The organism is Alterinioella nitratireducens (assembly GCF_013155465.1).
Lineage (GTDB): Bacteria > Pseudomonadota > Alphaproteobacteria > Rhodobacterales > Rhodobacteraceae > Alterinioella > Alterinioella nitratireducens.
The window spans coordinates 340,847-367,680 of sequence record NZ_JABJVX010000003.1; the positions used below are offsets into that span (position 1 = coordinate 340,847).

A 26,834-nucleotide genomic window follows, 5' to 3' on the forward strand; every position below is an offset into this window, starting at 1 on the left:
GTCAACGCACCGCTCACGCCGCCGCCGCTTCGCCCGCCAGGAACCGGATCCGCTCCACCATCGCGCGCAGCCCGTTCGAGCGTTGCGCCGACAGGTGATCGTTGAGCCCGAGCCGCGCCAGTTCACCGCCCGCGTCGACGCGCAGCACCTCCTCGACCGTCAGCCCGTTATAGAGTGCGGCCAGCACCGCGATCAGCCCGCGCACGATCATCGCATCGCTTTCGCCCCGGAAATGGAACTCGGCCCCGCGCCCCGCGCCCTCGATCTGCGGCAACAGCCAGACCTGCGAGGCGCAGCCATCGACCTTGGTGGCGGGCACGCGAAACGCCTCGTCCAGCGGTTCCATCGCGCGGCCCAACTCGATCACATGGCGATAGCGGTCTTCCCAGTCGTCGAGAAACTCGAACGTCTCCGCGATCTCTTCAAAGGCGTCGGTTGCCATTCATCCCTCCTGGTCGGTCGGCATTTAGGTATGTGCCAAACCGGCAAAGGTCCAGAGGCGCTTTTCAACACGCAAAGGATGCGCTAGGCAGAAGCAGCTTACGCGAGGGACCCCGCCATGACATTTCGCCTGTTGATCACCTTCGTCCTTGTGCTCGGCCTCACGGGATGCGCCACGCGCTGGAACCCGATGAACTGGTTCGGCGGCGACCGCGAGGAACGCATCGAGGTGACGGCGGATGAGGTCGAGACCGATCCGCGCGGCCTGGTGACCGAGATCGTCAGCCTGTCCGTCGTGCCCAACCCCGGCGGCGCGGTGATCAGCGCCATGGGCCTGCCGCCCCGGCAAGGCTATTGGGAGGCCGACCTTGTGGAAGTGTCCCGCGAAGGTGGTGAGATGGTCTTTGAATTCCGCGTCTTTCAGCCGCTCGATCCCAACACCCGCGTCTCCACACAACGCTCGCGCGAGGTGCTGGCGGGCACCGCGCTCAATCGCTTCGATCTTGCGGGCATCCGCTCGATCACCGTGATCGGGCAGCAGAACCGCCGCACGGTCAGCCGCCAGTAACCCCTGATCAGACCGGGATGATCTTGACCTGTTGGCCCTTGGCCGACAGCGCGATCTCGCCCTCGCAAAGCCGCAATGCGTCCTCGCCGAACACCTGCCCACGCCAGCCATGCGCCCACAGCCCGTCGCGCGTGCCGCAGGCGATATCGTCCAGATCGGCGGAGGAGGCAATGAGCTTCTGCGCCACGCCCGCCTCCTCGGCCTTGGCCTTGAGGAGCACGCGCAGAAGATCGGCCAGCGCCGGGTTCATCTGCGACTTGTCGCGCCCCGCGGGCGCTTTCGGCATGTCCTCGGGCCGGGTCTCCAGCCCGCGCTTGACGGCGGCCAGCAGCGCCTCGGCGGCATCGCCCTTGCGTCCGTCACGTTGCAGCAGGCGCGATTTGCTCAGATCCTGCACCGATTTCGGCTTGGTCGAGGCCAGCTCCATCAGCACGTCATCCTTCATGATCCGGTTGCGCGGCACGTTGCGCGCCTGCGCCGTCTCCTCGCGGTATTTCGCAAGCTCGCGCAGGATGGCCAGGAACTTGCCCGAATTGGTCCGCGTCTTGAGGCGCTTCCAGGCCTCGTCCGGCTCGACCACGTAAGCCTCGCGGTTGGTCAGCGTCTGCAATTCCTCCTCGACCCAGGCGCGGCGCCCGGTGCGCTCCAGCTCGGCGGCGAGGTATTCGTAGATCTGGCGCAGATGCGTCACATCGGCCAGCGCATAGGTCTTTTGCGCATCGGTCAGCGGACGGCGCGACCAGTCGGTAAAGCGCGAGGATTTGTCCAGCGAAGCCTTGGCGATCTTGCGCACCAGCGTCTCATATCCGACCTGTTCGCCAAAGCCGCAGACCATCGCCGCGACCTGGGTGTCGAAAAGCGGCTCCGGCAGCACGTCGCCATCGACATGGAAGATCTCCAGATCCTGCCGCGCGGCGTGGAACACCTTGACCACATCGCGGTTGCGGAAGAGTTCGAAAAGCGGCTCCAGCGACATGTCATCGGCCAGCGGATCGACCAGCACGGCATCACTGTCATCGGTGCCGGGCAGGGCCAGTTGCACCAGGCAAAGCTGCGCGAAATAGGTGCGTTCACGCAGGAACTCGGTATCGACGGTGACATAAGGGCATCGCGCGGCGCGGGCGCAGAACTCGGCCAGCGCGTCGGTTGTGGTCAGGGTCTTGGGCACGGGGGTGTCATACCTGTGTGTGTTGGTGTTCTTGGGCCGCTCGGGCCATATCCCCTCATAGGCCAGCCCCGCCGGAATGAAAAGAGGCGCACCGTCCCCTTCTTTGTTCTCCAAATATCCTCGCCGAAGGCATCCGGCCCCGGCCCGTCGCGCGCCGCCCGCACTTCTTTCCGAACCTCGCATATATCCATGGCAATGCGCCGTGGCGACGGCCCCGAAGGGGCCCGAGCCGCGGCGCCCCCCGGTCGGCGCGCCCGCGCGTCGAAACCGCCTAAGGCAGGCGCACGACCCGCCTGTCCCCGGCCGCGAACCGCCGCAGCACCGCCGGATAAAGCGCGTGCTCCTGCACCAGCACCCGCGCGGCCAGTGTTTCGGGGGTATCCCCCGGCAGAACCTTTACCCGCGCCTGGCCCAGGATCGGCCCGTCATCCAGCGCCGCCGTCACCTCGTGCACGGTGCAGCCATGCTCGGCATCGCCTGCCGCCAGCGCGCGGGCATGGGTGTCGAGCCCGCGATATTTCGGCAGCAGAGAGGGGTGGATATTCAGCATCCGGCCCTGGTAGCGCGCGGTGAAGCCCCCGGTCAGCACCCGCATGAACCCGGCAAGGCAGAGAATATCCGGTCGCGCCGCGTCCAGCACCCGCGCCAGATCCACCTCGAAGGCCGCACGGTCGCCCTTGTAAGGCCGGTGATCGACGAAGGCTGTGGGGATGCCCCGCGCCGCCGCTTTCGCCAGCCCGCCCGCATCCGCCGAATTGGCCAGCACCAGGCAGGGCCGCGCGGGGTGATCGCCTGTCATGCTGTCGGCCAAGGCCACCATGTTCGAGCCGCTGCCCGAAATCAGGATGGCCACCCGCCTGGTCACAGAAGCGCGCCCGCGTAGCTGATGCCCGCGCCCTCGCTCACGCGCCCGATCCGGGTGACGGTCTCGCCCGCGTCGGTGAGAATCCGTGCGGCCTCCTGCGCGCGCGCCGCGGGCACCACGGCAACCATGCCGATCCCGGCGTTGAAGGTCTTGAGCAATTCGCCCTCTTCCATCCCGCCGGTGTCCGCCAGCCAGCGGAAGACCGGCGGCAGCGGCCAGGCCGACAGATCGACCTCGGCCCCACACCCCTCGGGCAGCACGCGCGGCAGGTTCTCGGTCAGCCCGCCGCCGGTGATATGCGCGAGGCCCTTCACGACCCCGGCCCGCACGCCCGCCAGGGCCGAGGTCACGTAAAGCCGCGTCGGCGCCAGCAGGCCCGCGCCAAGCGCGCCCTCCGAGAAGGGCGAGGCATCGTGCCAGTCCAGCCCGGACCGCTCCACGATCCGGCGCACCAGCGAATAGCCGTTCGAATGCACCCCATCCGAGGCCAGCCCGAGCAGCACATCACCCGCCGCGATCCCCTTGGGCAGGTCGCTGCCGCGTTCCATCGCGCCGACGGCAAAGCCCGCAAGGTCGAAATCGCCGCCCGCATACATGCCGGGCATTTCCGCCGTCTCGCCACCGATGAGCGCGGTGCCGGAGCGTTTGCAGCCCTCTGCAATCCCGTCGATGATCACCGTCGCGGCCTCGACATCCAGCTTGCCCGTGGCGAAATAATCCAGGAAAAACAGAGGCTCCGCCCCCTGGCAGACCAGGTCGTTGACGCACATCGCCACCAGGTCGATGCCGATCGTGTCGCAAATCCCGGTATCAATGGCGATGCGCAGCTTGGTGCCGACCCCATCGGTCGCGGCCACCAGGATCGGATCGGTAAAGCCTGCCCCCTTCAGGTCGAACAGCGCCCCGAAACCACCAAGCCCCGCCATGACACCGGCCCGCGCGGTGGATTTGGCGGCGGGCTTGATCCGCTCCACCAGCGTGTTGCCGGCATCAATATCCACGCCCGCCTGGGCATAGGTCAGCCCGGTCTGTTTCGCATCGCTCATGGCCCACTCACCCCCCTCGGACAGCCCTTTGCGCCAGCCGTTACACCAGCCCCCGCGCCCGCACAACCGCCCGGTGTCACAGAACCGTGCGCATGTGCCAAAGCTCGGGGAAAAGCTCCACCTCCAGCATCTTCCTGAGGTAGCTGACCCCGCCGGTGCCGCCGGTGCCGCGCTTGAAGCCGATCACGCGCTCCACCGTGGTGACGTGGTTGAAGCGCCAGCGGCGGAAGTAATCCTCCAGATCGACCAGCTTCTCGCCCAACTCGTAAAGCGTCCAATGCGCCGTGGTGTCGTGATAGACCCGCGCCCAGAATTGCGTGACGACCTCGTGCGCCGCGTGCGGGCTGTCGGACGGGGCGGCCAGCACCTCCTGCGGCAAATCATGCCCGGCCCGCGCCGCGAAGCGCAGCACCGTCTGGTAAAGGTCCGGTTTCGCAAGCTCCGCCTCCAGCGCCGCCACCGCCTGCGCGTCGTGGGAATGTGCCTTTATCATCGCCCGGTTGCGATTGCCAAGCGCGAACTCGATCAGCCGGTATTGCAGCGACTGGAAGCCCGAGCTTTGTCCGAGGCTTTCGCGGAACGTGGTGTAGTCGGACGGCGTCATCGTGCGCAGCACGTCCCAGGCATTGTTCAATTGCTCCATGATCCGGCTGACCCGCGCCAGGCATTTCATCGCCTCGGCGACGTGATCGGCCCCGATGGCATCGCGCGCCGCGCCCAATTCATGCAGCATCAGCTTCATCCACAGCTCCGAGGTCTGGTGCTGGATGATGAACAGCATCTCGTCCGGCGCGTCCGAGACCGGATGCTGCGCGCCCAGGATCTGGTCGATGCGCAGGTAGTCGCCATAGGACATGCGGGAAGAGAAATCGGTCTCGGCCCCCTCGCGGGCCGGGTCATAGGGCGGTTTCGTCATGGGCAGCCTCCGGCAGCATCTCGCGCGCCAACTATGCGCCTGCATCTGCGCAGCGCAAGAGGGTTGGGACTTGACGCGAAGGCCCCGTCTGTTAGCCATTCCAGCCGGGAGGGCCTGTAGCTCAATTGGTTAGAGCAGAGCGCTCATAACGCTTTGGTTGCGGGTTCAAGTCCTGCCGGGCCTACCACCCCTCCCCGCCTGCCGGATATCGCGGAACTTTCCCCCCGTTTGCCGGTTACTTTCACATCCAGACGTTCCGATCCGACACCCGGAGAAGTCCGATGTTGCAAGTGAAACTCCTTTGGTTCGCGCTCGGCCAGCTTTCTGCCATGGGGCAGTGGATGGCCGCGGCCGAATATGCCGGCGATGAGGCGAAGCGGCAGCGCGCGATGGCGCATAAGGCGCTCTACTTCGAGGCCATGGATGCCTTGCTGGCCTCGCTCATCCGCCGCTAGCGCGCCAGCACCAGGTCGACGCGCAGACCGCCCAGATCCTCGCTGTCCGACAGGCGCATGGTGCCGCCATGGCCGCGCGCGATGTCATTGGCGATGGCCAGGCCAAGGCCGACACCGCTGCCGCGATCCTGGTTGCGGGCCTGGTCCAGACGGGCGAAGGGGCGCACCGCCTCGGCGCGGTCCTCGGGCGCGATGCCCGGCCCGTCATCCTCGATGGTGAAGCGCACCGACCGGTCCATGATCGCCAGGCTCAGCCTTGCCTGGGTGCCATAGCGCAGCGCGTTGGACAGAAGGTTGCCAAGCGCCCGCCGCACCGCCTGCGGGCGCAACGCGACAACCGGCGCCTTCTCGGGCAGGACCAGCGCCACCTGGCCCCGGCCAAGCCGCGCCGCATCCCCGCCCGCCTCGCGCGCCAGCGCCAGCAGGTCCACGGGTTCGGGATCGTCCAGCGCATCCGATCGGGCGAAATCCAGGAAGGTGGTCAGAAGCGCCTCCATCTCGGTCACGTCGCGCATCAGGTCGGCGGCCTCGGGCGCATCCTCCAACATGCTCAGCGCCAGCTTCATCCGGGTCAGCGGGGTGCGCAGGTCATGGCTGACGCCCGACAGCATCATGGTGCGCTGCTCGATGGCGCGTTCGATCCGGGCGCGCATGTCCAGGAAGGCCCGCCCCGCCGCCCGCACCTCCAGCGCGCCGGCAGGCTTGTAGGGCTCCATCCGGCCCTTGCCGAACGCCTCCGCCGCACGCGCCAGCCGCCGGATCGGGCGCAATTGGTTGCGCAGGAAGAGGTAGGCAACGGCGGTCATCAAGATGCCGGTGAAGATCATCAGCACAAAGAGCTGATGCGGGTTCGAGGCCGAGACCCTGCGCCGGTCGATCTCCAGCACCAGCGGCGCGTCCGGCCCCTCCAGCGACAGGAACACGCGCCGGTCATTGGCGGCCAGGTCGATCCAGCCGATATCGGGCTCCATTGCGTTCAGGGTCGCGATCACCTCGCGGCCCGAATAGTCGTACCAGCGCCGCCGCGCCTGCGTCTCGCCGACCCAGTCCGGCGCCTCGCGCGCGATCACGCCCATGTCCAGCCGTCCGGCAATGTCGGCGGCGGCCTGCGGCCCCTCTTCGCTCAGCGTATCGCCGACCAGCCGCAGGTCATGGCCGAGCGCCGAGGTCAGTTGACCCGTCACACCTTCGAAATGGCGTTGCAGGAATCCGACGGACACGACAAGTTGCAAGGTGACGATGGGCACGATCAGGATCAGCGCGGCCCGCCCATAGAGCCCGCGCGGCAGCGCCTGTTTGATCAAGTCCCATCCCATGGCCCCATCTAACCCCGCGCAAGACCGAGAGGAAAGAGCCCATGACCGCCCTGCCCCTTGCCCCCGGCCTGCGCCGCCTGACCGCGCCCAACCCCTCGCCGATGACGGCGGAGGGGACCAACACATTTCTCATCGGCGACACCGACATCGCCGTGATCGACCCCGGCCCCGCCTCGGATCCGCATCTGCGGGCGATCCTGGAGGCGCTCACCCAAGGCCAGCGCATCAGCCATATCCTGGTGACTCATTCGCATCTCGATCACTCGCCCCTCGCGCGCCCGCTGGCCCACGAAACCGGTGCCTTGGTGCTGGCGGCAGGCCCCAGCGACTGGGGCCGCTCGGCCGCGATGCAGGCGCTGGCCAATGACGGCCTGATCGGCGGCGGTGAAGGGGTCGACGCGGCCTTCGCGCCCGATGCGCAGCTTGCCGATGGCGCGGCGGTCGAAGGCGACGGCTGGCGCATCACCGCGCTGCACACGCCCGGCCACATGGCCAATCACCTCAGCTTTGCCTGGGGGGATGCGCTTTTCTGCGGCGACCTGGTGATGGGCTGGTCCACCTCGCTCATCTCGCCCCCCGATGGTGACCTCACCGCCTTCCGCGCCTCGCTGAGGCGGCTGATGACGCGGGCCGACAGCGTCTATTACCCCGCCCATGGCGACAGCATCGCGGACCCGCAGGCCCGCTGCGCCGAGCTGCTGGCCCACCGCGCCGGACGCGAGGCGCAGATTCTGGCCGCGCTCGCCCCGGGCCCCGCCACGCCCGCCACGCTGACGGGGCGCATCTACACCGACATACCCGCCCCGCTTCTGCCGGTGGCCGAACGCAACGTCCTGGCCCATCTCATTGATCTGGTTGAACGAAACAAGGTCTCACCCGAGGGCCGCCTCTCCGCCCGCGCCCGCTTTCACCTGAATTGACCCCTGCCCCGGAATTTTCCGCAAAACCCACTGGACGCGAGGAATCCCCCTTGCTATATCGCCCGAGTGTTCCGGCGTAGCTCAGCGGTAGAGCAGTTGACTGTTAATCAATTGGTCGTAGGTTCGATCCCTACCGCCGGAGCCAAAGATTTCAAGGGCTTAGCGTCTTGTCGCTAAGACCTTTTTCATGTCTTGACAGTTCTTCCCGTCCGTCCGATCGGCCGCGCCAGGGTCTCTTCCCGGCGCGGTTCAAGATGGGAACCAGCCTTACGCCGCCGCGCTCGTGGCAGGCGCGCCGCCCGCGCGGAACGCGGTCAGGAGCTCGGCGCGGCGGGCCTTCGCGGCCTCGGCATTGGCCTCCTTGATCGGGCCGAAGCCACGGATCGTCAGCGGCAGGGCGGCCAGGTCGCGGGCGATCTCCAGCGTCTCGGGGGTCACGTCGCGCAGCACCTCGGCCATGTCGCGCTCATACTCCTTGATCAGCGCGCGCTCCAGCTTGCGATCCGCCGAATAGCCGAACGGGTTCAGCGGCGTGCCGCGCAGCACCTTCATCCTGGCCAAGAGCTTGTAGGCCCCGCCGATCCACGCGCCGAACTCGCGCTTTTTCGGACGGCCCTCTGCATCCGTGCCCGGCAGCATCGGCGGGGCCAGGTGATAGGTCAGCTTCAGGTCGCCCTCAAACTCCTCGCGCAGCTTCGCCTCGGTGCTCAGGTGCAGCCGCGCGACCTCGAACTCGTCCTTGTAGGCCAGGAGCTTGTGATACCCCAACGCCACCGCCTCGCGCAGGGCCGGATCGTCGACCCCGTCGACCAGCGCACGGTATTTCTTCGCCAGACGCTTGCCCTGATAGGCGGTCAGGTGGGTGGCGCGATAGGCGATCTTCTCCTCCGGCGTCCTGGGCAGGCGGGTGACATTGGGCTGGCTCACGCGCGCCGCTTCCTCGGGGTTCAGTACGGCCCAACGGCCAAACTCGAAGGCCTGCTTGTTGCGCTCGGGTGCCGCGCCGTTCATCTCGATGGCGTGCAGGATCGCCTCCTCACTCAGCGGCACGAGGCCGCGCTGCCAGGACGCGCCAAGCACCATCATGTTGGAGAAGATCGAATCCCCCATCAGTGCGCGGGCCAGGTCGGAGGCATCGAACAGCGCCAGATCGTCGCCCAGGCGCGCTTGAAGCGCGACCTGCAGGTCATTGACCGGGATACGGAATTCCGTGTTGCCGGTGAACTCGCCGGTGATGATCTCATGGCTGTTGACCACGGCCCCCGTGCGCCCCGTCGTCATCAGGCCCAGCGTGTTCGCGCCCGCCGAGACCACAAGATCGCCGCCGATGATGGCATCGGCCTCGCCCACCGCGACGCGGATGGCCGAGATGTCGGAGGGCTTTTCGGCAATGCGCAGGTGGATGCTGACCGCACCGCCCTTTTGCGCCAGGCCGGCCATTTCGATCATACCGGCACCCTTGCCATCGAGTTGCGCGGCCTGTGCCAGCACCGCGCCGATGGTGACGACGCCGGTGCCGCCCACCCCGGTGATGACGGTGTTATGGGTGCCGTTTATCGCGGGCAGATCCGGCGCGGGCAGATGGCCCACGTCGATCTCGGCCGAGGCCTCTTTCCTGATCTTGCCGCCCGTGACCGTCACGAAGGACGGGCAGAAGCCCTTGACGCAGGAATAATCCTTGTTGCAGCTTGACTGGTCGATCGCCCGCTTGCGGCCCAGTTCGGTCTCCTTCGGCACGATGGATACGCAGTTCGACTGCACCCCGCAGTCGCCGCAGCCTTCGCAGACATCGGGGTTGATGAAAACGCGCTTGTCGGGATCGGGGAAGGTGCCGCGCTTTCTCCGGCGGCGTTTTTCGGCGGCGCAGGTCTGCACATAGATGATGGCCGAGACGCCCTCGATCTCCTGATATTTCTTCTGCAACTGCATCAGGTCGTCGCGCGTGTGACGCTCCAGCCCCGCCGGAAAGGCCGAGAAATCAATCTCTTCTTTCTCGTCATAGACCAGCGCGATGTGGCGAACGCCCATCGCCTTGAGCTCATGCGCGATCTGTTCGGGCTGGAGGTCGCCCTCATTGGGCTGACCGCCCGTCATCGCGACGGCATCGTTGAAGAGGATCTTGTAGGTGATGTTGGTGTTCAGCGCCAAAGCCGCGCGAATGGCCAGGATGCCCGAGTGGTTATAGGTGCCCTCGCCGAGGTTCTGGAACATGTGCTTGCGGGTCGAAAACGGCGCCTCGCCCGCCCAGTTCACGCCCTCGCCGCCCATATGGGTGTAGGCTTCGGTGTTGCGGTCCATCCATTTCGCCATGAAGTGACAGCCGATGCCCGCGCCGCCGCGCGCGCCATCGGGCACCTTGGTCGATGTGTTATGCGGACAACCGGCGCAGAACCATGGCAGGCGGGTGGCCAGTTCCTGCGCGTTGTTGGCGCGCATCGCGTCGCGCACCTGCGCGATACCGGCGGTGATGCGGTCGGTGCCGCGCCCTTCCTCGACGAGGATCTCGCCCAGTTTCACGGCAATATCGTTGGGGTCCAGCGCGTAATGCGTCGGGAACAGCACCTTGCCGTTCTTCTTGAAGCCATAGACGCGGCGGCCCCGGCGGTCGTCGAAGATCGCCTCCTTGACCTGCACCTCGATCAGCTTGCGCTTTTCCTCGACCACGACGATCAGTTCCAGCCCCTCGGCCCAGTCGTGGAAGCCCTCCATATCCAGCGGCCAGGTCTGGCCGACCTTGTAGGTGGTGACGCCCAGGCGCGCGGCCTCCTCCTCGCCGATGCCCAGAAGCGACATGGCATGCACGAGGTCGAGCCAGTTCTTGCCCGCCGCGACAAAACCGATCTTGGCACCGGGCTTGCCCAGCACGCGCTTGTCCATCTTGTTGGCATGGCTGAACGCCTCGGCGGCAAAGCGCTTGTGGCCGAGCAGCCGCTCCTCCTGCGCGATCCAGTGGTCGCCCAGGCGGATGTTCAGCCCGTCGGCGGGCATGTCGAAATCTTCCGGCAGGACGAATTTCATCCGGTCCGGGCGGCCATCGACCACGGATGTGGCCTCGACCGTGTCCTTCATCGTCTTGAGGCCGACCCAGACACCGGCAAAGCGGCTCATCTCGATGGCGTAATGGCCGTAATCCAGGATCTCCTGCACGCCCGCGGGGCTGAGCACCGGCATATGCACATCCACCAGCGCCCAATCGGACTGGTGGCAAACGGTCGAGCTTTCGCCGGTATGGTCGTCGCCCATCGCCATGATGACACCGCCATGGCGCGAAGTGCCCGCCATGTTGACATGGCGCATCACGTCGCCGGTGCGGTCCACCCCCGGCCCCTTGCCGTACCAGAGGCCGAAGACACCGTCATACCTGCCCTCGCCGCGCAGTTCCGCCTGCTGACTGCCCCAAAGTGCCGTGGCCGCCAGATCCTCGTTCTGACCCGGCTGGAACACCACATCCGAGGCGCTGAGCAGCTTTTTCGCCTTCATCATCTGCAAATCGACCCCGCCCAGAGGCGAGCCGCGATAGCCCGTGACCAGACCGGCCGTGTTCAGCCCGGCCTGCCGGTCGCGCCATTTCTGCGCCAGCATCAGGCGCACCAGCGCCTGCGTCCCGTTCAGCAGAACAGGCGACTTTTCCAGATCGAAACGGTCTTGCAGTGAGATTTGGGCGATACCCATGGCGTCCTCCCCCCGAATGTGCGGTAATTGCCCCGATTATAGGTCAGCTTTTTTGACCTTTCAAGGAGAATGTCCCGCCATTCCCCGATTGCACGTTGAATTATAGCCCGACATGGCTAGGTTGCACCTCGAATTCAGGTGATCCCAGAAACTTGCAACGAACGGGTGCCCCAATGGATTGGGACAAGCTGCGAATATTTCATGCGGTTGCCGATGCGGGCAGCCTGACCCATGCCGGCGACACGCTGCATCTGAGCCAATCCGCCGTCAGCCGCCAGGTCCGCGCGCTGGAGGAAAGCCTCAACGCCACGCTTTTCCACCGCCACGCGCGCGGGCTGATCCTGACCGAACAGGGCGAGCTTCTGTTCGACGCCACCCGCGCCATGGCCAAGCGGCTGGATACCGCCACCGCCCGCATCCGCGACAGCGAGGAGGAGGTGGTCGGCGAATTGCGCGTCACCACCACCGTGGGTTTTGGTCTGCTGTGGCTCGCCCCGCGCCTGCCGCAGCTCTACAAGACCTCGCCCAACCTCAAGATCGACCTAATCCTGGAGGAGGCGGTGCTGGACCTGCCGATGCGCGAGGCCGATGTCGCGATCCGCATGAAGGAGCCCTCCCAGGCCGACCTCATCCGCAAGAAACTGATGTCGGTGCGCATGTGCCTCTATGCCAGCCCGACCTATATCGCGACCCATGGCGCACCGGTCTCGCTGGACGACATGGAAAACCACCGCCTGATCAGCCAGAACGTCACCGCCGCCCAGGTCAGCGCGGGCGCCCTCATGATCAAGGAGATCATGACGCATAACGTGGGCAGTTCCCTGACCATCAACAACTATTTCGGCGTTCTCCAGGGCGTGCTGCATGATCTCGGCATCGGCCTGCTGCCCGATTACCTGACCGATGACTTCCCCGACCTCGTGCGCGTGCTGCCCGATGTGGAAAGCAATGAAATCCCTGTTTTCCTGGCCTATCCCGAGGAATTGCGCCATTCGAAACGGATCGAGAATTTCCGCGATTTCGTCACCGAGGAAATCATCGCCCATCGCCGCCGCCGCCGGGATGCGCAGAACTAGCCCCCGCAACAACTGTGAGCCATGTGCAACGCGCATAGCAGCATTGCGACAGGGGGGCAGTGTTTTTTCTTGATCGGCCAGACACGGATAGCTATGTGATCGGGCAGTGGAGCACAAGATTTGAGCTTCACTACCTCCCTGTTGGACTTTGGCCGAGAACTTGTTCTCGGCCTTTTTTTTGGCCTTGACAGGCGCGCCGCCAAGGCCGCGACACCCGCCCCCCTTTCCCCCGACCGGCCCTTGGCCTAAAGAAGCGCCAATGCTGTTTCGGGGGACCATATGACCATGCAGGAACCGGCCATCACGCCTGATCTCATTGCCGCACACGGGCTGAGCGCGGATGAATACGACCGTATTCTCGAGATCATCGGGCGCGAGCCCACCTTCACCGAGCTTGGCATCTTTTCCGCCATGTGGAACGAGCATTGTTCCTACAAATCCTCCAAGAAATGGCTGCGCACCCTGCCCACGGACGGCCCCCAGGTCATCTGCGGCCCCGGAGAGAATGCGGGCGTCGTCGATATCGGCGACGGTCAGGCGGTCATCTTCAAGATGGAGAGCCACAACCACCCCTCCTATATCGAGCCCTACCAGGGCGCGGCCACCGGCGTCGGCGGCATCCTGCGCGATGTCTTCACCATGGGCGCGCGCCCCATCGCGGCGATGAACGCGCTCAGCTTCGGCGCGCCTGACCACCGCAAGACCCGCCAGCTTGTGCATGGCGTCGTCGAGGGCATCGGCGGCTACGGCAATTGCTTCGGCGTGCCCACGGTGGGCGGCGAGGTCCGGTTTCATGCCGCCTATAACGGCAATTGCCTGGTCAACGCCTTTGCCGCCGGTCTGGCCGATACCGACAAAATCTTCTACTCGGCGGCCTCGGGCGTCGGCATGCCGGTGGTCTATCTGGGCGCCAAGACGGGCCGCGACGGGGTTGGCGGGGCCACCATGGCCAGCGCCGAGTTCGACGACACGATCGAGGAAAAGCGCCCCACCGTGCAGGTGGGCGACCCTTTCACCGAGAAACGCCTGATGGAGGCGACGCTGGAGCTGATGGCCACCGGCGCGGTGATCTCGATCCAGGATATGGGGGCGGCGGGGCTGACCTGTTCGGCCGTGGAAATGGGCGACAAGGGCGGGCTTGGCGTGCGGCTGACGCTCGACGCGGTGCCGCAGCGCGAAGACAATATGACCGCCTATGAGATGATGCTGAGCGAGAGCCAGGAACGCATGCTGATGGTGCTGCGCCCGGAAAAAGAGGCCGCGGCGCGCGCGGTGTTCGAGAAATGGGATCTCGATTTCGCCATCGTGGGCGAGACCATCACTGACGATCGCTTCATCATCGAGCATCAGGGAAAGATCGTGGCCGACCTGCCGCTGGCCACCCTCTCCGGCTCCGCCCCCGAATATGACCGCCCCTATATCGAGACACCGCCGGCGGCAGAGATGGACCCGGTCACCGGGGTCGATCCCATTGACGGGCTCAAGGCGCTGATTGCCTCGCCCAACCACGCCGCCAAGCAATGGGTCTATGAACAGTACGACAGCCAGGTCATGGCCGACACGGTGCGCGCCCCCGGCCTAGGCGCGGGCGTCGTGCGGGTGCATGGCAGTGACAAGGCGCTGGCCTTCACCTCGGACGTGACCCCGCGCTACGTCAAGGCAAACCCGTTCGAGGGCGGCAAGCAGGCCGTGGCCGAGGCCTATCGCAACCTGACCGCCTGCGGCGCGCGCCCGCTGGCCACCACCGACAACATGAATTTCGGCAATCCCGAAAAACCCGAGATCATGGGCCAGTTCGTGGGCGCGATCAAAGGAATCGGCGCGGCCTGTCTGGCGCTCGACATGCCCATCGTCTCGGGCAATGTCAGCCTCTATAACGAGACCGACGGCAAGGGCATCCTGCCCACCCCCACCATCGGCGCGGTCGGCCTGCTGGATCACCTCGATGATCTCATCGGCGGCACCGCGCGCGACGGCCATGTCGCGGTGCTGGTGGGCGAGACCACGGGCCATCTGGGCCAGTCCGCGCTGCTCTCCGAGGTCTTCAGCCGCGAGGATGGCGACGCGCCTTTCGTCGATCTCGACGCCGAGAAGCTGAACGGCGATTTCATCCGGGCAAACCGCGCGTGGATCGACATGTGCAGCGATCTTTCGGATGGCGGGCTGGCGCTGGCGGCCTTCGAGATGGCGGAAGGCTCGGGGGTTGGCGTGACACTGGACAGCGGCGACACCGCGACCCTCTTCGGCGAGGACCAGGCGCGTTACCTGATCGCGTGCTCCTTCGACAAGGCCGAGGCGCTGATGATCGCGGCGGGCAAGGCAGGCGTCCGGGTCGAGACGGTCGGCAAATTCGGCGGAGCGTCAGTGCGCTTCGGCGGCTCGGAGGCCCCGCTGGAGGAGCTTGCCAGCCTCTACCGCGACAGTTTCGGCGCGGTGTTCGCCTGACGCAGGGGGTGTACAGGGGGTGCATCGGGGGGTGTACGGAAAGGCACCCCCCTGATTTGCCCGCCACCGCCTTGCAGCCCGCCCCCCGCACCTCTACATTCGGGCTAACAGATCAAGGGAAAATCATGGCCATACTCGCCTCAGAAATCGAAGACCTGCTGCGCCAGGCCTTCCCCGATGCCAAGATCACCGTTGAAGGCGACGACGGCGCCCATTTCGCCGCGGAAGTCATCGACGAAAGCTTCCGCGGGAAAAGCCGCGTGCAGCAGCAACGTGCTGTAAACGCAGCAGTAAAATCTCAGATCGACAGCGGGCAATTGCACGCGCTGGCCCTGACCACGCGGGCCCCGGAGTAAGACGACATAGGCCGAAAGGCAGACCGAAAAGGACAAGGCAAGATGACCGCACAAGACCAGATCAAGGAAACCGTCACCTCCAACGACGTGGTGCTGTTCATGAAGGGCACCAAGGCGATGCCGCAATGCGGGTTCTCCAGCCGCGTGGCGGGTGTCCTGAATTTCATGGGCGTCGACTATTCCGACGTCAACGTGTTGGAAAACGAGGATATTCGCCAGGGTATCAAGGAGTATTCCGATTGGCCGACCATCCCGCAGCTCTACGTCAAGGGCGAGTTCGTCGGCGGCTGCGACATCATCACCGAGATGACGCTGTCGGGCGAATTGGACCAGATGTTCGAACAGAATGGCGTATCCTTCGACAAGGATGCGGCGGAGAAAATCCGCGCGGCGAACGCTTGATCTAAGGGCTTCGGATTGCTGCGCAATCCGACCCGCGGGGGGACGCTGTCCCCCCGCACCCCCCTGAGGTATTTCCAGCAAAATGAAAGGGCTAGCCCTTTTTCGTGGCCCCCTTCTTCACATGCTTGCTGAGCCGTGAGGGGATGGATTTCTTGCGGTTCTTATAGGGGTTGGCATCCGATTGGCTGCGCATATGCAGCCGGATCGGCGTGCCGGGCATGTCGAAATCCTCGCGCAGCCCGTTGACCAGGTAGCGCGAGTAGCTCTCGGGCAGTTTCTCGGGCAGCGAGCACATCACCACGAAACCCGGCGGTCGCGTCTTGGCCTGGGTCATGTAGCGCAGCTTGATGCGGCGGCCGGCCGGGGCGGGAGGCGGATGCGCCTCGACCATGCCCGCAAGCCAGGAGTTGAGCCGCGCCGTGGGGATACGCCGGTTCCAGACCTCATGCGCCCGGATGATCGCTTCGCGCAGCCGGTCGAGACCGCGCCCCGTCTTGGCCGAGACCGTAATCAGCGGCGCGCCGCGCAATTGCGGCAAAAGGCGCTCGAACGCCTCCTTGAGGTCGCGCAGCTTTTCCTGCTTGGCCTCCTCGATATCCCATTTGTTGACCGCGACAACAACGGCCCGCCCCTCGCGCTCTGCGAGGTCGGCGATGCGCAGATCCTGTTGCTCGAAGGGAATCGCGGCATCGAGAAGCACCACCACGATCTCGGCGAATTTCACCGCGCGCAGCCCGTCCGAGACCGAGAGTTTCTCCAGCTTTTCCTGCACCTTGGCCCGCTTGCGCATACCGGCGGTGTCGAAAAGGCGCATCCTGGTGCCGCCCCAGGTGATTGGCACGGCGATGGAATCGCGGGTGATCCCGGCTTCGGGTCCGGTCAGCAGGCGCTCCTCGCCGATGATCTTGTTGATCAGGGTGGACTTGCCCGCATTGGGCCGCCCGACAACGGCGATCTGCAAGGGCTTGTCGGGCAGCGTCTCGCCTTCCTCTACGTCCACATCCGTCCGGGCCTCTTCCGCGGCACCCTCTGCCGCCTCGATCATCGGGGCCAGCACAACCGCCAGTTCCGCCATCCCCTCGCCATGCTCCGCCGACAGCGCGATCGGGTCGCCGAGCCCGACGCCATAGGCCTCCATCACGCCCGCCTCGGCGGCGCGCCCCTCGGCCTTGTTCGCCCCGAGGATGACCGGCGTGCCCGAGCGGCGCAGGATATCGGCAAAGATCTCGTCGGTCGGCGTCAGCCCGACCCGCGCGTCAATCAGGAAGAGGCAGGCATCGGCCATGCCCACGGCGCGTTCGGTCAGCCGCCGCATCCGGCCTTGCAGGCTGTCATCCGTGGCCTCCTCCAGCCCGGCAGTATCGACAACGGTAAAGCTCAGCCCGCCAAGACGCGCCTCGCCCTCGCGCAGGTCGCGCGTCACGCCGGGTTGATCATCGACCAGCGCAAGGCGCTTGCCCACCAGCCGGTTGAACAAGGTGGATTTCCCGACATTCGGTCGCCCGACAATGGCCAGCACAAAGCTCATCGGCCCAATTCCTTTAGCGTCTCAAGATCGTGCCGGATAGCGCAGCGCCCGCGAGAAGAAAAGCCCCCGCCTTCTTTGTTCCGAAAATATCCCCGCCGGAAGCTGCGTTACATTTGACCCGAACATGACCCCTGTTAGTCGCACCGCCCCCACCCCTCGCCCATGGCAATGCGGGTCGGCGAGGGCTCCCGCATGGGGGCCCGAGGCGGGTCGCGCCCCCGCGCTTACCGATAGGCGTGCAGCCGCCCGTCGCCCGAGACGACATAGAGCACGCCCCCCACGACGATGGGATGCGCCGCCGCCCCGCCGCGCAGGGCCACCTGCCCGGTCTCGGCCCCGCTTTCGGGGTCGAAGAAGCGGATCAGCCCGTCGCCCGAGGCGATCACCAGGCGCCCGCCGGCCAGGATCGGGCCGAAATGGGTGAACACGGCCTGCCTGCGACGTTCGCGCTGCTGCACGTAGAGCGGCAGTTCGGTGCCCCAGATGCGATCGCCGGTCTCGGCATCCAGCCGGATCATCTCGTTGCGGTCGGAAACGAAGAAAATGCTGTCGCCTGCTGGCAGGATCGGCGAATAGGCCCCGTCCTGCGCGGTCCACAGGCGCTCGCCCGAGGCGGCCTCCATCGCCACGACGCGGCCCGACTGGTTGCCCGCATAGAGCGTGCCGCCCACGACGACCGGATCGCCGGTGATGTCGTTGAGGTTGTTATAGGCCACGCCGCGCCGCCCGCCCGCGACCGAGGTGCCCCAGACCCGCACGCCCGAAAGGCGCAAGGTGGCCACCAATTCGCCCGAGCCGAAGGGGAAGATCACCAGCCGGTCGGTCACGGCGGGCGCAGAGCCCCCCGACAGCACCGCATCGGGCGCCCCTGCGGGCAATTGCCAGCGGATGCGGCCGTTATCGGGGTTGATCGACCAGGCCTGGCTGTCGCGGCTGACCACATAGATGGAATTGCCAGTGACCGTCGGCGCGGTGATGCCCGCCGCCAGACGCTGGCGCCAGTTCTCCGCCCCCGTCGCGGGATCGAGCGAGATCAATTCGCCATAGCCCGTGGTTGCATAGAGCGCGCCGCCGACCACGGCCAGCCCGCCGCCCGAGATCCCGCCGCCGCGCTCGAAGCCAGGTGTCAGATCGCGCGACCAGAGCGTCGCGCCCGCGGTCGATGTCGCGACCAGGCCAGCATCGGAATCGAGCGTGAAGATGCGCCCGTCGGCGGCCACCGGATCGGCGGTGATGCGGTTGCGGCGCGAATTGCCCTGGCCGATATTCGCGGCCCAGATTTCGGTCGGGGCTGAAGACAGCGCGACATGCGGCATCCGGTTCTCGTCGGTCGCCGCGCGCATCGGCCAGGCCGAGAGGTTGACGGGGGCCGCCAGGCTGATCGGGCGGGTCTGATCGACCTCTTCGGCTGCGGGCGCCTCACCCGGCACCGCCTCTTCCAAAGGCACGCGGGTGCCGAAGCGCTGGCCTTCCAGGATCAGTTCGCGTTCGCCGCAGCCCGAAAGACCGGCCAGCAGCCCGATCCCGATCACTCCGATAGACACCCTGTTCATCTGCCCGCCGCCTCTTTCTGCCACCCGGCTTGACCTGCCAGGCGCTTGCTATTCGGTCGCCTCCACCGCGTCCGCATCCGTCTCGGGCGCTGGCGTCTGGTCCGCGTCTTGCGCCGCGTCTTCCCCTGCCGCCGCCTCCTCGGGGGCGTCTTGCAGGGTCGATCCGGCCTCAAGCGCCACAATCAACTGACTTGTGCGCTGTTGCAAGCCTGCCGTGGCCTGGCTGTCCTGTTCCAGCGCGCGCAAGATCTCGATCGCGGTCTCGCTGTCGCCGTTCTGGACATGAAGCAGCGCTTGCTGTTCCAGCGCCAGGGCGCGATAGGGCGCGCCGGGTTCGGCCAGCATCTCCAGCGTGGTCATCGCGTCTTCCTGCGGGTCCAGCAGATGCGCCTTGAGAAGCGCCAGGTCGCGGTAGCGCGGCGCCAGATCGGGCTGGTCGGCAATCGCGCGCAGGCTGGCCGCCGCCGCCACCGGATCGCCCGCGCGGGCCTGTTCCGTCGCCAGGAGCAGCGCCAGAAGCGTCTCGCCATCTTCGCCCGGTGCGCTGACGCTTTCGAGCGCTGCCACCCGGTCCGCGCCATCCTGGACCTCCAGGGCTGCGACCAGCGCGTCGCCGAAGGCTTCGGCCTCGGCCCGCTCCTGCGCCAGGCTGTATTCACGGTAAGCCGCGGCGCCGACGATGATCAGCACCACAAGCACCGGGATCCAGCCCCATTTGCGGAACATCGCAAACAGGCGATCGCGGCGAAGCTCTTCGTTCACCTCGTCAATGAAACTGTCGGTATTGGCCATGTCCGCCCCAGATTCCTGCCGCTTTGCGCGGGTATCAACTACTGACCCGCCTCTTAACGCGAAGATCGGCCCCTTGCCAAGGCTTTGCCCCCGCACAGCCGCAAAACTGAACCGAACAGTTCAGTCTTGCGATTGACAGCGCAAGGATTTAAACTAAACCAAACGGTTCAGTGCATTGGTTGGGGTTGCCTTTTTCTGCAATCCGCACGATTTCATCCCGAATACCGCATGTTGCGGGTATCAAGAGGCTTCGATGCGACTTTTTCCCATCCTGACCGCTCTTCTCGTCAGCGCCGTTCTCTATGCCGTGGTAATGGAGCGCGAGCGCCTGGTCGGCTTCGCAGAGGGTTTCCGTCCGCCTGCCGAGACCCCCGGGGAAACCCCGCTGGACATCGGCGACGAGCCCGTCGAGGCCGCGCCCGCCGGGGCCGAGCGCGTCTCGGTCGTGGTGCGCCGCTCGGTGGCCGAGGAGGTCGACTCAGCCGTCTTGCTGCGGGGCCGGACCGAGGCCGCGCGCCAGGTCGAGGTGCGCGCCGAGACCTCGGGGCTGATCACCTCGCAACCGATCCGCGCGGGGGCCTTTGTCGAGGAAGGGCAGCTTCTGTGCGAGATCGCGACCGGTGCCCGCGCCGCCGCCCTGGCCGAGGCCGAGGCCCGCCTGCTGGAGGCGCAGGCCCGCCTGCCCGAGGCCGAGGCGCAATTGCCCGCCGCCCGCGCCCGCCAGTCCGAGGCCGAGGCGATGCTGGCCGCCGCGCGCATCGATTCGAACGCGGCCACGCGGCTCAGCGAAAGCGGCTTCGGCTCGGAAACCCGCGCCGCATCGGCCAGCGCCACGGTCAGTGCGGCCGAGGCCGCGCTGGAAGGGGCCGTTGCCGGGATCCAGACCGCGCAGGCCGCCGTGCAATCCGCGCAAAGCGGCATCCGCGCCGCCGAAGCCGCGGTGCTGCGCGCCGAGCAGGAGATCTCCAACCTGCAGATCTTCGCCCCGTTCGAGGGTCTGCTGGAAAGCGACACCGCCGAGCTTGGCTCGCTGATGCAGCCCGGCGCGCTCTGCGCCACGGTGATCCAGCTCGACCCGATCAAGCTGGTGGGCTTCGTGCCCGAGGCCGAGGTTGCCCGCGTCACCGTCGGCGCGCCTGCCGCCGCGCGTCTGGCCTCGGGCGCGCAGGTCCAGGGCGAGGTGACATTCCTCAGCCGCTCCGCCGATCCGCAGACCCGCACCTTCCGGGTCGAGGTCACGGTGCCCAACAGCGACCTGGCGATCAGCGATGGCCAGACCGCCGATATCATCATCGCCTCGGAAGGGTTGATGGCGCATCTGCTGCCGTCCTCGGCCCTGACGCTGAACGATGACGGCGTGCTTGGCCTGCGCATCGTGGACGAGGAGCAGATCGCGCGTTTCGCCCCCGTCACCTTCCTGCGCGACAATGCCCAGGGCGTGCTGCTGTCCGGCCTGCCCGAACGCGCCGAGGTCATCGTCGTGGGGCAGGAGTTCGTCACCGACGGCACGCCCGTCGAGCCGCATTACGGGGACATGACGCAATGATCGGCATGGTGGACTGGGCCGCGAAACGGGCCCGCATGGTGGTGGCCTTCGTGATCCTGTCCGTCGTGATCGGGGCCGCGGCCTATGTCGGCCTGCCGAAAGAGGGCGAGCCGGATATCGACATCCCCGGCCTCTTCATCTCGGTCCCCTTCCCCGGCATTTCCGCCGCCGACAGCGAACGCCTGCTGGTGCGCCCGATGGAGACCGAGTTCCAGGATCTCGACGGCCTGAACACGATCACGGCGACCGCCTCCGAAGGCTATGCCGGCGTGTTCCTGGAGTTCGAGTTCGGCTGGGACAAATCCGCCACCATCGCCGATGTGCGCGACGCGATGGACACGGCCTCGGCCCAGTTTCCGGAAGGCGCCGAAACCTACTCGATCAACGAGATCAACTTTTCCGAGTTTCCCATCATCATCGTGGCGCTCTCGGGCGACGCGCCGGAACGCACGCTCTTGCGGCTTGCGCGCGAATTGCAGGACCGGCTGGAGGCGCTGCCGCCCATTCTGGAGGCGGGGCTTGCCGGTGACCGCGACGAGATGGTCGAGGTCGTCATCGACCCGCTGGCGCTGGAGGCCTACAATGTCACCGCGCGCGAATTGATCGACGCGGTGGTCAACAACAACCAGCTGATCGCGGCGGGCGAGGTTTCCACCGATAGTGGTGCCATCGCGGTGTCGATCCCGTCGAGCTTCGACAATACCGAGGACATCTTTGCCCTGCCCGTCAAGGTCAATGGCGACCGCGTGGTGACGCTTGGCGATCTGGCCGATATTCGTCTGACCTACGAGGACCGCACCGGCACCGCGCGCTTCAACGGCGAACCCACGGTGGCGTTGCAGGTGGTCAAACGGCTTGGCTACAACATCATCGACACCGCCGCGCTGGTGCGCGCCGAGATCGAGGCCGCGCAGGAAGACTGGCCGCCCGAGCTGCGCCAATCCGTCCAGGTCTCCACTTCGCTGGATCAATCCGTCACCGTGGAAAGCATGGTCAGCCAGCTGGAAGGCTCGGTCCTGACCGCCATCGCGCTGGTGATGATCGTGGTGCTGGCAGCCCTCGGCACGCGCTCGGCGCTGTTGGTGGGGTTCGCGATCCCGACCTCGTTCCTTCTGTGCTTCATCCTGCTGGGGATCATGGGCATCACGATCTCGAATATCGTCATGTTCGGGCTGATCCTGGCCGTGGGGATGCTGGTCGACGGCGCCATCGTGGTGGTCGAATATGCCGACAAGCGCCTGGCCGAGGGTGCCCGCCCGATGGAAGCCTATACCGATGCCGCCAAGCGCATGTTCTGGCCCATCGTCTCCTCCACCGCGACGACGCTCTGCGCCTTTCTGCCGATGCTGTTCTGGCCCGGTGTGCCGGGGGAATTCATGGGGATGCTCCCCGTGACCCTGATCTTCGTGCTGTCGGCCTCGCTCATTGTGGCGCTGATCTACCTGCCGGTCCTGGGCGGCGTCGCGGCACGGTTCTCGCGGCTGGTCGAACATGGCACCGCCGCCGTCAAGGCCCTCCTGCCCTTCTGGATCCTGCGCGCCGCGATCACGCTCGGCGTCGGTTACCTGATGTTCATGGCGGCGCTGCAAACCATCAGCCCCGGCGTGCTGTTTCCGCCCGCGCCAGAGGCCAGCCCGTTCATGGCGATGCTGCCCGGCGGGCTTCTCTTCGTGGCGGCCTCGGTCATGATGTCGGTGATGCTCGGCTCGATCCAGCTGCCCAAGCGCGAGAAACCGGTGCGCGCGGGCTATCGGCGCAGCCCCTTCGGCTGGGTGATCCACGCCATCGTCGGCAACCCGGTAATGCCCATCGTCGCCATCGCATCGGTGGCGGCATTCGTCGGCTTCGTCTTCGTGACCTTTCAGCAAAACAATAACGGGGTGGAGTTCTTCGTCGCCTCCGAGCCCGAAAACGCCATCGTCTATGTCCGCGCGCGCGGCAATCTCAGCGTCGAGGAGATGGACGCGCAGGTCCGCCTGGTCGAGCAGATCGTGATGCAGACCGAAGGCGTGCGCGACGTCTTCGCCTTTGCCGGCGAAGGCGGGCTGAACAGCAATACCGGCGGCTCCGAGGCCCCCCGCGACACCATCGGCCAGGTGCAGCTGGACCTTGAGGAATGGGGCACGCGCCCGGGGGGCGACGACATCCTCGATGGCTTGCAGGAGCGGCTGGACCAGATCCCCGGCATCCGCACCGAGATCCTCGCCGCCTCGCGCGGGCCCGCCTCGGGCAAGCCGGTCAGCCTGCGCCTTGCGGGCGACAACTGGGAGGAATTGCAGGAGGCCACGCGGCTGGTGCGCGCCCGGTTCGAGGAGACCCCCGCCCTGACCCTGATCGAGGACACCCTGCCCTTGCCCGGCGTCGAATGGGAGATCAATGTCGATGTCGAGGCGGCGGGCCGTTTCGGGGCCAATGTGGCGACCGTGGGCGCGATGGTGCAGCTTGTCACGCGCGGTATCCTGCTCGATACGATGCGGGTGCCATCGAGCGACGAGGAGGTCGAAATCCGCGTCCGTTTCCCCGAGGAGGCGCGCGTGCTGTCCACGCTCGACACGCTTCGGGTGCGCACGGCGGACGGGCTGGTGCCGCTGTCAAACTTCATCAGCCGCGAACCCGCCCCGCAACTGGCCGAGATCGACCGCCGCGATCAAAGCCGCATCTTCCATGTCCGCGCCGATGTCGAGGACGGGCTGACGCGCCTGACCGACACCGAAACCGGGGAAACCTGGCTGGAGAGGAGCGACCTGGTCGAGGAGAGCTTTTGCGCTGCAGGAAGGATTGCGCACCGGCGCGCTGGAATCCGAGCCCGTCACCGCCAATGAACGCATCGCCACGCTGACCGGATGGCTGGAATCCGAGAGGCCCCTGCCACCGTCGGTCACCTGGGAATGGGCCGGGGACCAGGCCGAGCAGGAAGAAAGCCAGGCCTTCCTTGGCCAAGCCTTTCTGGGGGCGCTCGGGCTCATGTTCATCATCCTGCTGGCGCAGTTCAACTCGGTCTACAACTCGGTCCTGGTGCTGCTGGCGGTTGTCTTGTCCACGACCGGCGTGCTGATCGGGATGCTGGTGATGGATCAGACCTTCTCGATCATCATGACCGGCACCGGCATCGTCGCGCTGGCAGGGATCGTGGTGAACAACAATATTGTCCTGATCGACACGTACCAGGAATACAGCCGCTACATGCCCAAGATCGAGGCGATCACCCGCACCGCCGAGGCGCGCATCCGTCCCGTCCTGCTGACCACGATCACCACCATGGCGGGCCTCGCCCCGATGATGTACGGCATCAGCCTGGATTTCGGCGCCGGCGGCTACACCGTCGATAGCCCCACCGCGCTGTGGTGGAAGCAACTGGCCACGGCGGTCGTCTTCGGGCTTGGTATCGCCACCGTTCTGACGCTGGTGATGACGCCGTCCCTGCTGGCGCTGCGGGTCTGGTCGGTGACAATCGCGGCCTGGCTGGCGCGCGGTCTTGGGCGGCTCGGCGCGCGGCGGGTGAGCCTCCGCGCGCAGGATTGGGCCCTGGCCCGCGAAGCGCGCAGGCTGCGCCACCCGGTGATCTTGTGGGAAGAGCCCCCGGTGACGCATGAGGTGGTGCCACTTGAACTGGGGCCGGACCTGCGTGTCGCGGAGGAGGCCGAGGTCGAACAGGAAGAGTCGGCCCCCCCGAACGCCCCCTTGCGCGCGGCGGAATAAGGCGGCGGAAGGCTTTTCGAAAAGCCTCCGCAGGGCCTTCGAAGGCCCTGAACGCGGGGCCTGACCAATCTTGAAAAGAGGCTCTTCGAAGAGCCTCGACAAGAGCTTTGGAAAGCTCTTGCAATCGCGGGGTCGCCCCCCGCGGGAGAAAAGCCGCATCGGCGCGGGCGCGCGCGCCTCAGGCAGCATCCTCGCGTTCCGACGCCTGGCGCACCCACATCGAGGCATAGCGCCCGTCGGCCTCCAGCAACTCCTCATGCGTGCCATGCTCGGCGATCTGGCCCGCCTCAAGCACGATGATGCGGTCGGCATGAACCACGGTGGACAGCCGGTGCGCGATGGTGATGACCGAACGCCCCTGTCCCATCATCTTCAACTCTTCCTGGATCTCCTGCTCGGTCTCGGTATCCAGTGCCGATGTCGCCTCGTCGAGCAGCAGGATCGGCGGATCCTTCAGCAGTGTCCTTGCAATCCCCACCCGCTGCTTTTCACCGCCGGACAGCTTCAGACCGCGCTCGCCCACGACCGTTTCATACCCCTCGGGCAGCGATTTGATGAAGCGGTCGATCTTGGCCGCTTTCGCCGCCGCCTCGATCTCGGCGAAGCTGGCCTCGGGGCGGCCATAGGCGATGTTGTAGCGGATGGTGTCGTTGAAGAGGACGGTATCTTGCGGCACCACGCCGATGCGCGCGTGCAGGCTCTCTTGCGTCACGTCGCGCAGGTCCTGCCCGTCAATGCGCACCGCGCCGCCATCGACATCGTAGAAGCGGAAGAGAAGCCGCCCGATGGTCGATTTGCCCGAACCGGAAGGGCCGACCAGCGCCACGGTTTCGCCCGCGCCGACCTTGAAGGACAAGCCTTTCAGGATGGGCCGCGCCGGGTCATAGCCAAACTCCACATTGTCGAACTCGACCTCTCCCCTGGGGCAGTCCAGCTCCCTCGCGCCGTCACGATCCACCACATCGGCGGGCTGGCCCAACAGGTCGAACATCTCGCCCATATCGACCAGCGCCTGCCGGATCTCGCGATAGACCGTGCCGAGGAAGTTCAGCGGCAAGGTGATCTGGATCATGTAGGCGTTGACCATGACGAAATCGCCCACCGTCAGGTCGCCACGCTCGACCCCCATGGCCGCCATCACCATGACGATGACCAGCCCCACCGTGATGATCACGGATTGGCCGAAATTCAGGTAGCCGAGCGAATAGGCCGTGCGGATCGCGGCATCCTCATAGCCCGCCATGGCGCTGTCATAGCGCGCGGCCTCGCGCTTTTCGGCCCCGAAATACTTGACGGTCTCAAAATTGAGAAGGCTGTCGATGGCCTTCTGGTTGGCATCCGTGTCCTGGTCGTTCATCTGCTTGCGGATCTTCACCCGCCATTCCGTCACCTTGAAGGTGAACCAGATGTAGATCGCGATGGTGACGGCGACGACGACGAAATACCAGATGTCGAAGATCACGGCGAGGACGACGCCGATCATCAGAAGCTCCAGCACCAGCGGCCCGATGGAAAAAAGCATGAAGCGCAGAAGGAACTCGACCCCCTTCACGCCCCGCTCGATGATGCGGGACAGGCCGCCCGTCTTGCGGGTGATGTGGTAGCGCAGGCTGAGCGCGTGGATATGCTCGAAGGTCTCCAGCGCCAGTTGCCGCAATGCGCGCTGGCCGACGCGGGCGAAGATCATGTCGCGCAACTGCGTGAACCCGACCGACATCGCGCGCGCCATGCCATAGGCCACGGTCAGCCCCACGGCCCCGATGGCCAGCCAGCGGGCGGGGTCGGCCTCGCCGGCCAGCACGTCCACCGCATCGGCATAGAGGAACGGCGTGTAGACCGAGATCAGCCGCGCCACCACCAGCATGACCAGCGCCCAGATGACGCGCGGTTTCACCCATGGGTGGGTGTCGGACCACAGGTAGGGTGCGACGCGCTTGATGGTGCGCCAGCCGGATCGGCGGGCCTCGGCGCCCGAGGGCTGGTCGGTGATCGTGGCTGGGGGCATGGGCTGGCTTTTCGGCTGGCGGATGTCGGGAAGGTGCAGATTATGCGCAGCCCGCCCGGATGACC

General features: G+C 66.2%; 19 protein-coding genes, 2 tRNA genes and 1 pseudogene. 11 read left to right on the forward strand and 11 right to left on the reverse strand.

Translation table 11 applies throughout. The annotated features are described in order from the left end of the window. Positions 1-13: 13 nt before the first annotated feature. Positions 14-442, reverse strand: a complete 429-nt coding sequence (locus HNS34_RS07350) for a SufE family protein (protein WP_172319394.1) — start codon at positions 440-442, stop codon at positions 14-16. A gap of 117 nt (positions 443-559) precedes the next feature. Between HNS34_RS07350 and HNS34_RS07355 the strand changes: the two genes are divergently transcribed. After that, positions 560-1,009: a hypothetical protein gene (locus HNS34_RS07355; protein ID WP_172319395.1), complete on the forward strand. Its 450-nt coding sequence runs from the start codon at positions 560-562 to the stop codon at positions 1,007-1,009. Between the two features lie 7 nt (positions 1,010-1,016). On the opposite strand, the gene rnd is transcribed toward HNS34_RS07355, so the two are convergent. From rnd to kynA, 4 genes are all read right to left on the reverse strand, one after another. Next, entirely contained in the window at positions 1,017-2,177 is a 1,161-nt protein-coding gene (rnd, locus tag HNS34_RS07360; RefSeq protein ID WP_328700492.1) for a ribonuclease D, read from the reverse strand. A 271-nt stretch (positions 2,178-2,448) separates the two neighbouring features. Beyond that, positions 2,449-3,030: a phosphoribosylglycinamide formyltransferase gene (gene purN, locus HNS34_RS07365; protein WP_328700490.1), complete on the reverse strand. Its 582-nt coding sequence runs from the start codon at positions 3,028-3,030 to the stop codon at positions 2,449-2,451. 8 nt (positions 3,031-3,038) lie between these two features. Beyond that, on the reverse strand, positions 3,039-4,088 hold the full coding sequence (purM, locus tag HNS34_RS07370) for a phosphoribosylformylglycinamidine cyclo-ligase (RefSeq protein WP_172319398.1): 1,050 nt from the start codon (positions 4,086-4,088) through the stop codon (positions 3,039-3,041). A gap of 76 nt (positions 4,089-4,164) precedes the next feature. Next, positions 4,165-5,004, reverse strand: a complete 840-nt coding sequence (gene kynA, locus HNS34_RS07375) for a tryptophan 2,3-dioxygenase (protein WP_172319399.1) — start codon at positions 5,002-5,004, stop codon at positions 4,165-4,167. 110 nt (positions 5,005-5,114) lie between these two features. Between kynA and HNS34_RS07380 the strand changes: the two genes are divergently transcribed. After that, positions 5,115-5,191: transfer RNA gene (locus HNS34_RS07380), tRNA-Ile, on the forward strand. Between the two features lie 103 nt (positions 5,192-5,294). Beyond that, complete coding sequence (locus tag HNS34_RS07385) at positions 5,295-5,459, forward strand: hypothetical protein (RefSeq protein WP_172319400.1); 165 nt, start codon at positions 5,295-5,297, stop codon at positions 5,457-5,459. On the opposite strand, the gene HNS34_RS07390 is transcribed toward HNS34_RS07385, so the two are convergent. Continuing rightward, complete coding sequence (locus tag HNS34_RS07390) at positions 5,456-6,775, reverse strand: ATP-binding protein (RefSeq protein ID WP_172319401.1); 1,320 nt, start codon at positions 6,773-6,775, stop codon at positions 5,456-5,458. The genes HNS34_RS07385 and HNS34_RS07390 overlap by 4 nt on opposite strands. Before the next feature lie 41 nt (positions 6,776-6,816). Here HNS34_RS07390 and HNS34_RS07395 point away from each other — a divergent pair, with 41 nt between their 5' ends. Together HNS34_RS07395 and HNS34_RS07400 are read left to right on the forward strand one after the other, a co-directional pair. Continuing rightward, on the forward strand, positions 6,817-7,695 hold the full coding sequence (locus HNS34_RS07395; RefSeq protein ID WP_172319402.1) for an MBL fold metallo-hydrolase: 879 nt from the start codon (positions 6,817-6,819) through the stop codon (positions 7,693-7,695). A 70-nt stretch (positions 7,696-7,765) separates the two neighbouring features. Further along, a tRNA-Asn gene (locus HNS34_RS07400) sits at positions 7,766-7,840 on the forward strand. Positions 7,841-7,962: 122 nt separating this feature from the next. On the opposite strand, the gene HNS34_RS07405 is transcribed toward HNS34_RS07400, so the two are convergent. Further along, on the reverse strand, positions 7,963-11,367 hold the full coding sequence (locus HNS34_RS07405; protein WP_172319403.1) for an indolepyruvate ferredoxin oxidoreductase family protein: 3,405 nt from the start codon (positions 11,365-11,367) through the stop codon (positions 7,963-7,965). A gap of 173 nt (positions 11,368-11,540) precedes the next feature. On the opposite strand from HNS34_RS07405, the gene HNS34_RS07410 reads away from it, so the two are divergent. From HNS34_RS07410 to grxD, 4 genes are all read left to right on the forward strand, one after another. Further along, entirely contained in the window at positions 11,541-12,443 is a 903-nt protein-coding gene (locus HNS34_RS07410; RefSeq protein WP_172319404.1) for a LysR family transcriptional regulator, read from the forward strand. A 285-nt stretch (positions 12,444-12,728) separates the two neighbouring features. Then, positions 12,729-14,888, forward strand: a complete 2,160-nt coding sequence (purL, locus tag HNS34_RS07415) for a phosphoribosylformylglycinamidine synthase subunit PurL (protein ID WP_172319464.1) — start codon at positions 12,729-12,731, stop codon at positions 14,886-14,888. Positions 14,889-15,013: 125 nt separating this feature from the next. Then, entirely contained in the window at positions 15,014-15,244 is a 231-nt protein-coding gene (locus tag HNS34_RS07420) for a BolA/IbaG family iron-sulfur metabolism protein (RefSeq protein WP_172319405.1), read from the forward strand. Between the two features lie 42 nt (positions 15,245-15,286). After that, the gene (gene grxD, locus HNS34_RS07425; protein ID WP_172319406.1) at positions 15,287-15,646 is read left to right on the forward strand and encodes a Grx4 family monothiol glutaredoxin; all 360 of its coding nucleotides are present in this window, start codon (positions 15,287-15,289) and stop codon (positions 15,644-15,646) included. Positions 15,647-15,737: 91 nt separating this feature from the next. Here grxD and der read toward each other — a convergent pair whose 3' ends face one another. The 3 genes from der to HNS34_RS07440 form a co-directional block, all read right to left on the reverse strand. After that, positions 15,738-17,174 (reverse strand): ribosome biogenesis GTPase Der, encoded by a 1,437-nt coding sequence (der, locus tag HNS34_RS07430; protein WP_172319407.1) that lies wholly within the window; start codon positions 17,172-17,174, stop codon positions 15,738-15,740. A 224-nt stretch (positions 17,175-17,398) separates the two neighbouring features. Further along, complete coding sequence (locus HNS34_RS07435) at positions 17,399-18,727, reverse strand: PQQ-like beta-propeller repeat protein (protein WP_172319408.1); 1,329 nt, start codon at positions 18,725-18,727, stop codon at positions 17,399-17,401. Between the two features lie 48 nt (positions 18,728-18,775). Further along, entirely contained in the window at positions 18,776-19,519 is a 744-nt protein-coding gene (locus HNS34_RS07440) for a tetratricopeptide repeat protein (protein ID WP_214647446.1), read from the reverse strand. Positions 19,520-19,772: 253 nt separating this feature from the next. Here HNS34_RS07440 and HNS34_RS07445 point away from each other — a divergent pair, with 253 nt between their 5' ends. Together HNS34_RS07445 and HNS34_RS07450 are read left to right on the forward strand one after the other, a co-directional pair. Next, on the forward strand, positions 19,773-21,065 hold the full coding sequence (locus HNS34_RS07445) for an efflux RND transporter periplasmic adaptor subunit (protein ID WP_172319409.1): 1,293 nt from the start codon (positions 19,773-19,775) through the stop codon (positions 21,063-21,065). Further along, a pseudogene (locus HNS34_RS07450) lies at positions 21,062-24,764 on the forward strand (efflux RND transporter permease subunit). Before HNS34_RS07445 ends, HNS34_RS07450 begins: the two are co-directional and overlap by 4 nt. Positions 24,765-24,942: 178 nt before the next feature. Here HNS34_RS07450 and HNS34_RS07455 read toward each other — a convergent pair. Continuing rightward, positions 24,943-26,769, reverse strand: coding sequence for an ABCB family ABC transporter ATP-binding protein/permease (locus HNS34_RS07455; RefSeq protein WP_172319410.1), 1,827 nt, complete (start codon positions 26,767-26,769; stop codon positions 24,943-24,945). Positions 26,770-26,834 lie beyond the last annotated feature (65 nt).